Source organism: Rathayibacter caricis DSM 15933 (genome assembly GCF_003044275.1).
Lineage (GTDB): Bacteria > Actinomycetota > Actinomycetes > Actinomycetales > Microbacteriaceae > Rathayibacter > Rathayibacter caricis.
The window spans coordinates 3,472,194-3,484,171 of record NZ_PZPL01000001.1; the positions used below are offsets into that span (position 1 = coordinate 3,472,194).

The following is an 11,978-nucleotide window of genomic DNA, read 5'->3' on the forward strand; positions in this document are numbered from 1 at the left end:
GCCCGCTGCGCGGGCTACTCGATCAGCAGGGAGGGGGCGGGCGGTTCCTGGTGGTCGAGTAGCCGCGGAGCGACGGATCGAGGCCCGCCATCACCAGGAGACGTCGATCTCGATACGCCCGCTGCGCGGGCTACTCGATCAGCAAGGGTAGAGAGGAGAGGACGGGCAGCGTCCGGTGGTCGAGTAGCCGCGGAGCGGCGTGTCGAGACCACCACCGACCGGATACGTCGATCTCGATACGCCCGCTGCGCGGGCTACTCGATCAGCACGGGTGGGCGCGGGCGGGTGAGGGAGCCCGGGGACGTCGAGGGAGCCCGGTGCTGCCGGCTCCCTCGACGGGTCGGGGTTCCCTCGGGGGTCACTCGACGAGGGTGAGGCGCTGGGTGGGGCGGGTCATGGCGACGTAGAGGGCGGCGGCGCCGCGCTCGCCGGCGGCGGCGATCAGGCGGGGACGGGCGATGACGACGGAGTCGAACTCGAGCCCCTTGGCCTCGGTGGTCGAGAGGACGGCGATCGCGCGGTCGAGCCCCGTGGAGCCTCGGCCGACGGCGCGGCCGAACTCGTCCTCGAGGCGGGCGGTGACGGCGTCGAGGTCGGCGTCGGGCGCGATGACGGCGAGGGTCCCCTCCGTCGAGATCGCGCGGTCCTCGCGGATCGCGCCGAGCACGCGGTCGGGCAGCGCCGCGTCGCCGCGGTCGCGGATCGTGCGGACGGGCCACTCCGTCGACCGGACCGAGCGGCTCGGGGTGATCTCGAGTCCGTTCCCGCGCGCCGTCCGCTCGGCGAACGCGACGATCTGCGCGGGAGTGCGGTAGTTGACCGTCAACTCCTCGATGCGCCACACCGGCGGCTCGCCGTCCCGGCCCTGACGGCCGAAGGCGTCGCGGAGCGCGGCGTCCCAGCTCGACGCGGCCGAGGCTCCCGACGCCTGCGCGGTGTCGCCCACGATCGTGAACGAGCGCATCGGGCAGCGGCGGATGAGCACGCGCCACTGCATCGGCGAGAGCTCCTGCGCCTCGTCGACCACGACGTGGCCGTAGGTCCACGAGCGGTCGGCGGCGGCGCGCTCGGCCGTCGTGCCCTGGCTCGTGCGCTCCGCGAATCCGGCGGCGAGGTCCTTCGCGTTGACGAGGCCGTCGACGCCCATGTTGCGGATGGCCTGCTCGGCGTTCTCGACGTCGCGGCGGCGCTGCTCCTTCTCGGCCTTCTTCTGCGCGTCGGCGTGGTCGTCGTAGGCGCCGAGGAGCTCGGCGGCCTCGTCGAGCAGCGGCACGTCCGAGACCGTGAAGGGCTCGTCGCGCCCCCGCCGCAGCAGCGCGCGCTGCTCTGGGGTCCAGCGCGGCGTGAGTGCGGCGAACCAGTTCGGCCGGGCGTAGAGGTCCTGGATCAGCTTCTCGGGGGTGAGCGGGATCCACGCGGTGTTCAGGGCGATGCGCACGTCGTTCGCGGTGCGGACGTCCTCCCGGAGCACCGCCTCATCGGCCTCGTCGACCGTGTTGCCGTGGCTGCGGAGCTGATCGGCGAGCTGCTTCGTGAGGTCGCGGATCATGGTCTTCACGAAGCCCACGCGCGCCTCGTTGTGCGGCTTGCGCGACTCCCGGGCGCGGGTGATCGCGCGCTCGACGTCGTGCGGCTCGAGGCGCAGCTTCTCGCCGTTGACGTCGAGGATCTGCGTCTCGGCCGGCACGATCTGACGCGAGCGGACGGCCCGGCGCAGCAGCTCCGCCATGCGGGCGGAGCCCTTCACCCGGGCGACGGCCGGGTCGTCCTCGTCGACGAGGTCGAGCCCCGGGTAGAGCTGCCCGAGGGTCGAGAGCACGACGCCCGTCTCGCCGAGGGAGGGCAGGACCGCCTCGATGTAGCGCAGGAACGAGCGGGACGGACCCACGACCAGCACGCCGGAGGAGGCGATGCGGTCGCGGTAGGAGTAGAGGAGGTAGGCGGCGCGGTGCAGCGCCACCGCGGTCTTGCCCGTCCCGGGGCCGCCCTGGACGACGAGGACCCCGCGGAGGTCGGAGCGGATGATGCGGTCCTGCTCGCCCTGGATCGTGGCGACGATGTCGTGCATCCGACCCGTGCGCTCGGCGCCCAGCGCCGCCATCAGCGCGCCCTCGCCCTGGAGCGCCGTGCCCTCGCGCAGCAGCTCCTCGTCGAAGACCTCGTCCTCGAAGCGGACGACCTCGCGGCCGCGGGTGGTGAGGTGGCGGCGGGCGCGCGTGCCCATCGGGCGGGCGGCGGTCGCCTGGTAGAAGGCGGCGGACTGCGGGGCGCGCCAGTCGAGCAGCAGGGTGTCCTGCTCCTCGTCGCGGAGGCCGATGCGGCCGATGTAGCGGTGCTCCGCCTCCTGATCGGCGAGGGTGAGCCGCCCGAAGGCGAGACGGTCGTCGGCTCCGGAGAGCGTCTGGATGCGGTCCTCGTAGAGGCGGGCGTACGCGTCGCGCTCGGAGCGGCTCTGGTGGTTGCCGCCCACGCTCTGGATCCGGACCCGGTCCAGCGCCTCGCGCGCCTGCGCGACCAGCTCGTCCAGGCGGGCGTAGAGGCCCGCCACATACTCGCGCTCGCGCGAGAGCTCGGACTCGAGGATCGTGTTCTGGTCCGTCATCGTGCGCCCTTCCCGTGCATCGCCGTCGCGGCCGGGAGGCGGATCGCACTCCGGGGGCCGCAGAAAAACAGGCGGTCCAGTCTAACGACCGCGCAGGGTCCGGTCGGCGCGGGCGGCGATCCCGGGGGTCTTGACGGACGGCGGCTCCGGGAGGAGGCTTCTGCCCAAGAAGAGTTCCACCCCCGGTCCGAGCAGGCGGCCCCGCCCCTGCCGTCGGGGGTCGATCTCTGTCCGGGCCCGTCAGGACTCTCACCCTCCAGGAACCGCGCGGCGCGCTCCTGCGATGATGGCGGAGGGACCAGCCGCGCTCCCGCCCGACCGGCCGTCGATCGGCCCCGTCCTCCGGGAGCCCCCATGACTCCGACGCTCGCGTCCGCGCCCGTGCGGCGGCTGCGCTCGGTGCGGGTGCGGATCCTCGCGGCGATCCTGGTCGTGACGGCGCTCGGGCTGCTCGTCTCGGGCGGTGCGTCGTTCCTGTTGCAGCGCGACCGGATCCTGGCGTCGATCGACGAGGAGCTGCGGCAGCAGGTCGAGAGCGTGCGCACGATCGTCGAGTCGCCCGGGGAGGCGGCGATCGTGGAACCGGACGGCGCCCCGCTCACCGCGGCTCCGACCGACGGCTCCGGCTTCTCGGACATCGACGCGCTGCTGCGGACGGTGCTCGGTCAGGTGCTCCCCCGGCTGGACGGCAGCACCGTCGGGCTCGTCGACGGGGTCGCCCGGTGGGAGCCGCAGCCGTACGCGCTCAGCTTCCTGCTGGACGACGACCCCGAGTTCCTGACACGGGTGTCGGAGGAGACCGGCGCCGGAGCGACGGTGCTGGGCTGGGGCGAGACCGACGACGGCACCCTCCGCTACGCGGCGGTGCCCCTCCGCGTCGAGGGCTCGGACGCCGAGGGCGTGTACGTGACGGCGATCGACACCGACGCGCGCCTCGCGGACCTCGGCGACGTGTCGCTCAGCTACGCGGTGATCGCGCTCGTGGCCCTGGCGGCGACCGGGCTCGTCGGCTGGTTCGTCGCCGGCCGCCTCCTCGCCCCCATCCGCGAGCTGCGGCGGACCGCCTCGCGCATCACGGCGACCGACCTCGGCGAGCGGATCCCGGTCGGCGGCGACGACGACGTCTCGGACCTCACCCGCACGGTCAACGACATGATCGGCCGGCTGGAGGGCTCGTTCGAAGCCCAGCGTCGGCTGCTGGCCGACGTGCGGCACGAGCTCGGCACGCCGATCACGATCGTGCGCGGGCACCTCGAACTCGTGGATCCGCACGACCCCGCCGACGTCGAGTCGACGCGCGCGATCGCCCTCGACGAGCTGGACCGCATGGGGCACCTGCTGGGCGACATCGCCGAGCTGTCGGAGGCGGAGCGCGAGGACCGGCTCGACCCCCAGCCGACCGACGTCGGCGAGCTCACGCGCCAGGTGCTCGCGAAGGTGTCCGTGATCCCGGGACGCGAGTGGCAGGCGGGGCCGGTGGCCGAGGTCCGGGTGCACGCGGATCCGGCGCGGCTCACCCAGGCCTGGCTGCAGCTCGCCGACAACGCGGCGAAGTACAGCCCGGAGGGGTCGTGCATCGTCGTGGGCAGCGAGCGGCGCGGCGACCGGGTGGAGCTGTTCGTGACCGACGAGGGCCCGGGGATCCCGGCCGCAGCGCGGGAGCGGATCTTCGAGCGGTTCGGGCGCGTCGACGACGGGCGCGGCATCCGCGGCTCCGGGCTCGGGCTCGCCATCGTCTCGGCCATCGCCCGGGCGCACGGCGGACGGGTGGAGCTCGACTCCGTCCCCGGCCGCGGCACCCGCTTCGCCCTCTCGCTCCCCCTCCGGCCCCCCGCGCACGACGACACCGACGACCACGACAGGACAGGAGGCGCCGAGTGAGCACCATCCTCATCGCCGAGGACGAGGAGCGCATCGCCGCGTTCGTCGAGAAGGGCCTGCGCTCCGCGGGCTACACCACGACGCGCGCCACCCGCGGCGACGACGCGCTCGCCTACCTCCGCAGCGGCGGGTTCGACCTGGTGCTGCTGGACGTGGGCCTGCCGGGGATGGACGGCTTCGCGGTGCTGCGCGCCCTCCGCGCCGAAGGGGAGTCGCTCCCCGTGATCATGCTGACGGCGCGGAGCTCCGTGACCGACACGGTCGAGGGGCTCGACCTCGGCGCCAACGACTACCTCGCGAAGCCGTTCCGCTTCGACGAGCTGCTCGCGCGGATCCGGCTGCGATTGCGCGAGTCCGCCGCGGCAGGATCGGGAGCGGACGACGGCACCCTCGTGCACGGCGGAGTGGCGCTGGACCTGCGCTCGCGCCGCGCCACCGTGGAGGGCGGGACCGTGGACCTCTCTGCGCGCGAGTTCGCCCTGGCCGAGGAGTTCCTCCGCCACCCCGAGCAGGTGCTCAGCCGCGAGCAGCTGCTCAGCCGCGTGTGGGGGTACGACTTCGACCCGGGCTCGAACGTCGTCGACGTGTACGTGCGCTACCTGCGCGGCAAGATCGGCGCCGACCGGATCGAGACGGTGCGCGGCATGGGCTACCGGATGGTGGGCTGAGGCCCGCCGGCCGAGGCCCGCAGGCTGAGGCCCTAGTCGTCGAGATCGTCGTCGACGTCGTCGTCCGGATCGTCGGTGTCCTCGTCGTCGCCGTCGTCGTCGTCGGGATCGGCGGGTGCGGGCGCCGGGACGGGGACGACCGGGACGGGCGCGGTGCCTCCGCTCTGCTCGGCCGGCGGGACCTGCTCGGTGGGGGCGGTCGGCGCCGCGGGAGGCGCCGCGGGGTCCGTGGCCGCCGGGTCCGTGGCGGGCGCCGTGCTCCCGGGGGTCTCCTCGGAGCCCGGCGCACGGCTCGGGCCGACGACCGGCGTCGAGCCGATCTCGGTCACCTGCTGCGGCTGCTGCATCGCGCCGGCGACCGTCACGACGCCCCCCGCGATCGCGGCGAGGCAGACGGCCGCGCCGACGGCGAGCAGGACGGGACCGCGTCGGGTCATGGGCTTCTCCTGACCGGTGGGGCCGGTGTCGGTCGTCGGACGGAACAGGGACGTGATCGATCGTCTCACGGGGCGAGGATCCTCTCGGTGGTACGGGCGAGCGACCGGGCGGCGAGCGAGCGCCACGCCGGTCGGAAGAGGTAGAGGCAGGCGAGGCGGAGGCGTGCGGCGCTCTCGTACGCCTCGAGGCGGTGCGGAGGCACTCCGGCCCGCTCGGCGGCGCGGTCGACGATCGCGGTCGCCGCCGCGGCGGACGCGGCCGGCAGCAGACCCTGGGCGGTGCGCAGCCGCAGATGCGCGCGCAGGTTGCCGAGGTCGAGGGCGGCCTCGGCCCGCGCCGCGGTGTCGAGGTCGAGCAGCGCCAGGCGCCCGTCGTCGGAGGCGAGCAGCTGCTTGTCGTGCAGGTCGCGGTGCGCGAGGACCAGCGGCTCGGCGGGGCCGGCGAGGAGGGTGCGGGCGGCGCGGGCGGCGGCGGCGAGGACGTCGGCCCGGCGCTCCGGCGGGAGGAGGGTCGCGGCGTGGGCCGCCCACGTCGCGACGACTGCGGCCTCCGCCTCGGGGCCGTGCACCGGAAGGTCGGAGCCGGCCTCCGGCAGGAGCGCCCAGCCCTCGGCCCAGCGCTCCCAGACCGCGCGCCACTGCTCCGGCACGGTGCGGGGGTCGGCACCGACCTCGAGCACGGTGCGGCCGGGCAGCGCCGAGAAGCGGACGAGGCCCTCGGGATCGTCGTCGCGGTGGAGCACCCGGGGCAGGTCGAACCCGGCGGCGAACGCCTCGGCGCTCGCGTGGGCCGCCACGACCGCCGGGGCGGCGTGCGGGCGGAGCACCTTCAGGAAGCTGCGGCCGTCGGCCGCCCGGATCACGGCGCGCCGCCGCGGCCGGTGGACGACGACCGCTCCCTCGCGGCGGGCGTGCGCGAGGGCGGGGAGGCGGCGGTCGGTCCCCGCGGGCAGCAGCTCGACTCCGCGGTCGGCGCTCCAGTGACCGCCGCGGACATCGGCGGACCCCTCGGCGGACGCCTCGAGATCGGCCCCGTCGGGAGCGGGCCACGCGCGCGACACGGTCCACGTCACTCCGTCCTCGATCACCGCGGACGGCACACCGCTCAGCATGCGAGTACCCCTTCGGCGCGGGCGACGGCGGCCTCGACGCTCTCGCGCCAGTCCGGCCGGGCGGTGCGGAAGGGCTCGACGGCGCGCAGCAGCAGGCTCGAGGCGGTGCGGCGGCGGAGAGCCTCGAGGTCGATCGCTCCCCCGGCGCGGCGGTAGGCGTCGAGCAGCGCGGGGCCGAGGGCGGATCCGCGGGGCTCGGCGGCGAGGAGGCCGCCGAGGTCGCGCTCGGGCTCGTCGATCCGGACGCGGTCGAAGTCGATCAGGCGGACACCGTCGCCGACGAGGACCTGATCGGCGGAGAAGTCGCCGTGCACGAGGCAGCGGCGCCGTCCGACCACCGGCAGCGCCGCGGCGAGGCGCTCGAGGCGCGCGGCGAGGGAAGGGACGAGGTCGGCGAGGGCGCGGACCGCGACGGCCGTCTCGTCGTCCTGGCCGTCCGGCACGGGCACGCCGTGCACGGCGTGGAGCCCGGCAAGCGCGACTCCGGCGGCCGCCGCGGCGCTCTCGGAGGGGCGCTCGCCGAGGTCGCCGTCGCCCCACCACTCGGTGGCGGACGCTCCGGCGCGGATCACCGTCGGCACGAGGACCGGCACGCCGCGCGCGGCCAGGGCGGCCTGCACGCGGGCGACGTCCGCGACGCGGGACGCGGCTCCGGGAGCCACGATCTTGACGACGCGGGAGCCGTCGGCGAGCACCAGGCGGCGGTGCGGGTTGTGCCGGAGCACGCGGGCGCCGTCGAGCAGGGCCGGCTCGCGGCGGGCGAGGCGGCGGAGGGTGGGCGAGAGCTCGCGGTCGGCGCGCACGGGACCGCTGACCGCGCCGAGCTCGGGGTGCTCCCGCAGGACGACGCCGATGCGGGCGGCGCGCTCGCGGGTCTTCTCGAGCTTGGCCGGATCGGCGTAGGCGGCGATCCACGCGGGGCCGTCGGGCGCGTCGAAGGCGACGACCACGTCCGCTCCCCGCTTCCAGCGGCGGCGGGTCACGAGGGCGGGGTGGCCGAGCGCCTCGGCGAGCCGGGTTGGGTCGAGGAGGGAGGCGAGCGCGGGGAGCGACGGATCGCGTCGGGCGAGATCGGCGACGGCGGCAGCGGTGGCGACGGTCATGCGCGCACCTCCGCCGCGGTCGAGGAGACCTCGGCCCGGCGGAACCAGGCGGCGACACGGGAGTCGCTGCCCAGCAGCTCCTGGGGGCTGCCGTCCTCGACGATGCGGCCGTCCTCGAGCCAGAGCAGGCGGTCGGCGCCCGCGATCGCGGCCGGGTCGTGCGTGATCGAGATCGTGGTGCGCCCGCGGGTGAGCTCGGCGAGCGACTGCGCGACCTGCGCGCGCGCCTCCGGATCCAGCCCCGTCGTCGCCTCGTCGAGCACGACGACCGGGGCGTTGCGCAGGAGAGCGCGGGCGATGGCGATGCGCTGGCGCTGGCCGCCCGAGAGGGTGCCGCCGCGCTCGCCGAGCACCGTCTCGAAGCCGTCGGGCAGCGCGACGACGAACTCGAGCGCGTTCGCGCGGCGCGCCGCCTGCTCGACCTCGGCGTCGGTCGCGTCGAGCCGGCCGTAGCGGATGTTCTCGCGCACCGTCGTGGCGAACAGCACCGAGTCCTGCAGCAGCAGCGAGATGCTCGAGCGCAGGCTCGACAGGGTGGCGTCGCGCAGATCCGTGCCGTCGATCGCGAGCGAGCCGCTGCGCGGATCGGAGGCGCGCACGAGCAGGCTCACGAGCGTCGACTTGCCCGCGCCGGACGCACCCAGGAGGCAGACGTTCTCGCCCCCGCGGATCTCGAGCGAGAGACCGGAGAAGAGGGGACGGCCGTAGCCGTCGTCGACTCCGATCGACCGGAAGGAGACCGCGCCGACCGTCGTGACCAGGTCGCGCGCGTCCGGGCGGTCCTGCACCTCGATCCGCTCGTCGAGCAGATCGGCGACGCGCTCGCCCGAGGCGGCCGCGCGCGCGATGCGGCCGGTGTACTTCGCGAGGTCCTTCAGCGGGCGCATGGCGATCTTGAGGTACATCGTGAAGACGACGAGGTCGCCCGGAGTCATGACGCCCTCGAGCACGCGCCAGCCGCCGCCGACGAGGACCAACGCGGTCGCGGCTCCGACGATGACGTCGGTGCGGCGCTCGAGCGCGGCGGCGAGGCGGCGGGCCTTCACGCCCTGGTGCAGGGCGGTCGCGTTGCCGCGGTCGAACGCTCCGCCGACCTCCTTCTCGAGTCCGTAGGCCTGCACGACGCGGATCGCGCCGAGGGTCTGCTGGGCGGTGTCGGCCAGGGCGCCCTCGCCCTTGCGGGTGGAGCGCGAGGCGCTCGTGATGGACGTCGAGCTGCGCCGGGACGAGACCAGGTAGACGACCGCGGCGGCGACGACGACGAGCGTGAGCAGCGGGTCCAGCCAGAGCATCACGACGGTCAGCACGACCAGGGTGATGATGTTACCGACCAGCGGCAGGCCCGCCGTGACCGCGACCTCCTGCAGGCGGCCGATGTCGCCGACCAGGCGCTGCACCGTGTCGCCCGCCGAGGACACCGTGTGGTACCGGAGCGACAGGGCCTGCACGTGGGCGAAGACCCGGGCCCGGAGCGAGGTCGCGACCCGCGAGCCGACCAGGGCGAAGGCGATCGTGGAGAGGTAGGCGGTGATCGCGCGCAGGCCCACGAGGCCCAGCAGGATCGCTCCGCACGCCACGAGCAGACCGATCGTCGCCGGCGGGGTGCCGGCGTTCGCACCCGCGGTCGCGCCCAGGCTCGCGCTGACGCTGTCGATCACGATCTTGAGCGGCCACGGCTCGAGGACCCGGAGGATCACCTCGGCCAGCAGCGCGACGAGGCCGCCGAGCATCAGCAGCCGGTGCTCGCGCAGGTGCGGGCGGACGATGTGGAGGCTGCGGCGCAGGGCTCCGGGGTCGGGGGTGGTGCGGCTGGTGCGGCTCACGCGGCGGCCTCCTCGGTGCGGGGCAGCGCCGCGAGGATCCGTTCGAGCACCTGCGACCAGTCGTGCTCGGCCACGGCGGCGGACCGGGCGGCCTCCCCCATCGCTCGGCGGCGGGCGGGATCGGCGGCGAGGGACGCGATCGCCGCGGCGAGCGCCTCCGGCCGACCCGGTTCGACGACGAGACCGGTGACGCCGTGGCGGAGGATCGACGGGATCTGCCCGACGCCGGTCGCGACGACCGGGAGCCCCGCGGCCAGGTACTCGTAGACCTTCAGCGGCGAGAAGTAGTCCTCGGCGGCGCGCGCCGGGTAGGGGGCGACTCCGATGTCGAGGCGGGCGAGCTGCGCGGGCATGTCCTCGGGCGCGACGGCCCCGGTGAACTCGACGTCGAGGCCGAGGCGCCGGGCCTGCTCGCGGAGCGCAAGACCCTCCGGTCCGTCTCCGACGACGAGGAGCCGGACGAGGGCGGGATCGAGGAGGGCGACCGCGTCGAGCAGGGCGCCGACTCCGTGCCACGGCTTGAGCGTGCCGACGAAGCCGACGGTGAGCGGGCCGTCGCCGCGCACGGCTCCCGGCACGATGCGGCGGGTGTTGACCCCGTTGGGCACCACGAGCGGAGCGACGGCGCCGTGCTCCGACGCCCAGCACGCGACGGGAGCGGAGACGCACGCGACGACCGCCGCCGAGGCCAGGACCGCGCGGGTCGCGTCGAGCGCGCCCTGCTCGTCGAGGAGCACGCGGTGCTCGCGCTGCTCCTCGACGAGCGGCGAGTTCACCTCGAGCACAGCGGGCACGCCGAGGGCGCGCGAGACGAGAGCGGAGGCGCGGCTGAAGAGGGAGTAGCGCTCGTAGACGAGGTCGCAGCCGTCGAGCACCACCGCCTCGGCAAGGTGCACGGCGGCCTCGGCGATCGCGCGCTCGCGCTCGGCCGGGTCCTGCACTCGAGTGCGGTGCTCGAGCACCGGGACATCGGCGAGGTCGGACGGGACGCTGTCGCCGGCACGGGCGCAGTAGACGCGCACCTCGTCGCCGCGGGAGCGGAGGGCCCGGAGGATCTCCTGGACGTGGACGGAGGAGCCCTTGCTCCCGAAGACGGGCACGCCGGGGTCGGCGCAGACGACGGCGACGCGCATCACGCCACCGCCGTCCGGGCGGCCTCGCGGGTGAGCCCCGCGAGGGTCCGCGCCTGCACGCGGGAGTCGAACTCGCGCTCGACGAGCGCGCGGGCGCGGGCGGTGACTCCGGGGGTGTCGAAGGCCGGGTCGGCCACGCGCTGGAGCGCTCGGGCCAGGTCGTCGACGCGGCCCGGCCGGCAGAGCAGACCGGTGTCGCCGTCGCGGACCACCTCCGGGATCCCGGTGACGGCCGTCGAGATGCACGGCACCCCGGTGGCCATGGCCTCCAGCAGCACGGTCGGCAGCCCGTCCGCGTTGCCGTCGGCACCGACGATGCAGGGTGCGACGAAGACGTCGGAACGGCGCAGCAGGGCGGCCACCTCGTTCTGCGGCACCGGCCCGAGCAGCCGGACGCGCGACTGGAGGCCCGCGGAGCTGATCCGCTCGGCGAGGGAGCCGTGCAGCTCGCCGCCGCCCGCGATCTCGACCTCGACGTCCTGGCCGCCCGCGGCGAGCATCGCGACCGCGTCGACGAGCAGCGCGAAGCCCTTCTTCTCGACGAGACGGCCGACGGCGGCGACGCGCAGCACTCTCGCGCGCTCGGGGCGCGGCGAGAAGGCGAACCGCTCGAGCTCGAGCCCGTTGTAGACGCGGCGGACCCGGTCGGAGGCCTCGGGGAAGCGCGCCGCGAGGTGCAGCACGTTGTAGTCGCTGACGGTCGCGGTGAAGCTCGCGTCGGCGAGCTTGCGGGCCAGGTCGGCGGAGTCGACCGACTCGTGGAACAGGTCCTTCGCGTGGGCGGTGAAGGAGTAGGGCACCCCGGTCAGCAGCGACGCGAGCCGGGCGACGGTCGTCGCGCTGGAGGCGAAGTGCGCGTGCAGGTGCGTCACTCCCTCGCGCTGCACGGCGGCGGCCAGCTGCACGGCCTGCACGGCGTCCTCGGGGCTCGCGCGCAGCAGCTCCGGCAGCAGGCGGCCGACCGCGGCCAGGAGCTCCGGCGACTGCTCGGCGGTCCGCAGGCCCTGCCAGAGAGCGGATGCCTTCACCGGCTTGTCGAGGTAGCGCACGGGCGCGCTCACCCGGGCGAGCTCGGGGTGGAAGCGGGGATCGTCGGGCGCTCGGAGCGAGAAGATCACGAGGTCCTCGCCGGCGGCCTCGCGGGCCAGGATCTCGGAGACGACGAAGGTCTCGGAGAAGCGGGGGTAGACCTTCAGGACGTAGGCGGTGCGGGGCATCG

Annotated in this window: 9 protein-coding genes; 2 read left to right on the forward strand and 7 right to left on the reverse strand. The window is 75.2% G+C overall.

Annotated features, from left to right (window positions below; genetic code table 11):
- Nucleotides 1–358: 358 nt before the first annotated feature.
- Nucleotides 359–2,602: a HelD family protein gene (locus C1I63_RS16235; protein ID WP_107575433.1), complete on the reverse strand. Its 2,244-nt coding sequence runs from the start codon at nt 2,600–2,602 to the stop codon at nt 359–361.
- A gap of 354 nt (nt 2,603–2,956) precedes the next feature.
- On the opposite strand from C1I63_RS16235, the gene C1I63_RS16240 reads away from it, so the two are divergent.
- Entirely contained in the window at nt 2,957–4,483 is a 1,527-nt protein-coding gene (locus tag C1I63_RS16240) for a sensor histidine kinase (protein ID WP_107575434.1), read from the forward strand.
- On the forward strand, nt 4,480–5,151 hold the full coding sequence (locus tag C1I63_RS16245) for a response regulator transcription factor (RefSeq protein WP_055793431.1): 672 nt from the start codon (nt 4,480–4,482) through the stop codon (nt 5,149–5,151). The genes C1I63_RS16240 and C1I63_RS16245 overlap by 4 nt, the downstream gene beginning before the upstream one ends.
- 32 nt (nt 5,152–5,183) lie before the next feature.
- Here C1I63_RS16245 and C1I63_RS16250 read toward each other — a convergent pair whose 3' ends face one another.
- Genes C1I63_RS16250 through C1I63_RS16275 form a run of 6 tightly spaced genes read right to left on the reverse strand, consistent with a single transcriptional unit; the run spans nt 5,184 to nt 11,976 of the window.
- Nucleotides 5,184–5,657: a hypothetical protein gene (locus C1I63_RS16250; protein WP_107575435.1), complete on the reverse strand. Its 474-nt coding sequence runs from the start codon at nt 5,655–5,657 to the stop codon at nt 5,184–5,186.
- Entirely contained in the window at nt 5,654–6,700 is a 1,047-nt protein-coding gene (locus C1I63_RS16255) for a hypothetical protein (RefSeq protein WP_107575436.1), read from the reverse strand. Before C1I63_RS16255 ends, C1I63_RS16250 begins: the two co-directional genes overlap by 4 nt.
- On the reverse strand, nt 6,694–7,803 hold the full coding sequence (locus C1I63_RS16260; RefSeq protein ID WP_107575437.1) for a phosphotransferase: 1,110 nt from the start codon (nt 7,801–7,803) through the stop codon (nt 6,694–6,696). The genes C1I63_RS16255 and C1I63_RS16260 overlap by 7 nt, the downstream gene beginning before the upstream one ends.
- The gene (locus C1I63_RS16265) at nt 7,800–9,626 is read right to left on the reverse strand and encodes an ABC transporter ATP-binding protein (protein WP_244907117.1); all 1,827 of its coding nucleotides are present in this window, start codon (nt 9,624–9,626) and stop codon (nt 7,800–7,802) included. Before C1I63_RS16265 ends, C1I63_RS16260 begins: the two co-directional genes overlap by 4 nt.
- Entirely contained in the window at nt 9,623–10,759 is a 1,137-nt protein-coding gene (locus C1I63_RS16270) for a glycosyltransferase family 4 protein (protein ID WP_107575916.1), read from the reverse strand. Before C1I63_RS16270 ends, C1I63_RS16265 begins: the two co-directional genes overlap by 4 nt.
- On the reverse strand, nt 10,759–11,976 hold the full coding sequence (locus tag C1I63_RS16275) for a glycosyltransferase (protein WP_107575438.1): 1,218 nt from the start codon (nt 11,974–11,976) through the stop codon (nt 10,759–10,761). Before C1I63_RS16275 ends, C1I63_RS16270 begins: the two co-directional genes overlap by 1 nt.
- Nucleotides 11,977–11,978 lie beyond the last annotated feature (2 nt).

Coding starts and splice junctions, on each gene's coding strand:
- C1I63_RS16235 (WP_107575433.1), bottom strand. CDS start 2,602: ATGACGGACCAGAACACGATCCTCGAGTCCGAGCTCTCGCGCGAGCGC.
- C1I63_RS16270 (WP_107575916.1), bottom strand. CDS start 10,759: ATGCGCGTCGCCGTCGTCTGCGCCGACCCCGGCGTGCCCGTCTTCGGG.
- C1I63_RS16275 (WP_107575438.1), bottom strand. CDS start 11,976: ATGCCCCGCACCGCCTACGTCCTGAAGGTCTACCCCCGCTTCTCCGAG.
- C1I63_RS16255 (WP_107575436.1), bottom strand. CDS start 6,700: ATGCTGAGCGGTGTGCCGTCCGCGGTGATCGAGGACGGAGTGACGTGG.
- C1I63_RS16240 (WP_107575434.1), top strand. CDS start 2,957: ATGACTCCGACGCTCGCGTCCGCGCCCGTGCGGCGGCTGCGCTCGGTG.
- C1I63_RS16260 (WP_107575437.1), bottom strand. CDS start 7,803: ATGACCGTCGCCACCGCTGCCGCCGTCGCCGATCTCGCCCGACGCGAT.